Source organism: Prevotella rectalis (assembly GCF_900607215.1).
Classification (GTDB): Bacteria; Bacteroidota; Bacteroidia; order Bacteroidales; family Bacteroidaceae; genus Prevotella; species Prevotella brunnea.
Genome location: NZ_LR027822.1, coordinates 271,883 through 272,829, shown reverse-complemented (window position 1 = coordinate 272,829; position 947 = coordinate 271,883). Strand labels below are relative to the sequence as shown.

The following is a 947-nucleotide window of genomic DNA, read 5'->3' as shown; positions in this document are numbered from 1 at the left end:
AAAAAAGGGAGACCTCTGTCTCCCCAAGATTAATTAACTTTGTATTGTGAAATATCATCAATTAACCTCGGAGCAAAGGTCGCAAATTTTCGCCTTACTCCAAAAGAAAACAGGGAGAAAAGAGATTGCCACAATCGTCGGCATCAGTCAGTCAACACTATCACGTGAAATCAAACGCAACAGCACGCCATCAGAAAAGTATATCTGGACAAAGGCGCACGATATGGCTATGCAGCGCAGAAAGAGAACGGTAAAGAACGCCAGGCTCTCTAACGAATTAGTCTGGAGAATTAAGGAATATATCACCAATGACCAGTGGTCTCCACGACAAATATCAGGTTATCTGCGCAAGAATGAGGGAATAAAGGTGTCCCACCAATCCATTTATAATATCATTCATAATGATACAACAGGGGAACTTGCCAAACACACAAGGCATAAGATGAAATACAGACATCGTCCCAAGGGCAGACATCTTCCAATTAAAGACAGGTTGAGTATCCATGAAAGAAGTAAGGAAGTTGACGGGAAGAGATTCGGAGATTTTGAGATGGACTTGATCGTAGACCCTGACCAGCATACCATACTCACACTGGTAGAGAAATCCACCAATATGCTGCTTATGCAGAAACTGCCATTTGGAAAGCAGTCAAAGCCTCTGGCAAAGGTAGTTAGGAAACTGCTGCCACCATACAAGGACTGTCTGAAGACCATTACAACAGACAACGGACCTGAATTTGCAGCACATAAGGACATTACCAAGTTCTTAGGCGTGCCCGTATACTTCGCTGATCCATATTGTTCTTGGCAAAAGGGAGCGATTGAGAATACAAATAAACTAATCAGACAATATATACCGAAAAAGGATTCGTTTGAACATTACACAGACAAGAGAATTATGTCGATACAAAAGAAATTGAACGAAAGACCGAGAGAAAAATTAAACT

1 protein-coding gene is annotated in these 947 nt (G+C 41.4%); it reads left to right on the top strand.

Translation table 11 applies throughout. The annotated features are described in order from the left end of the window. Window positions 1-46 precede the first annotated feature (46 nt). The coding region (locus E0E16_RS09515; RefSeq protein WP_130829962.1) for an IS30 family transposase at window positions 47-947 on the top strand (901 nt) is incomplete at its 3' end.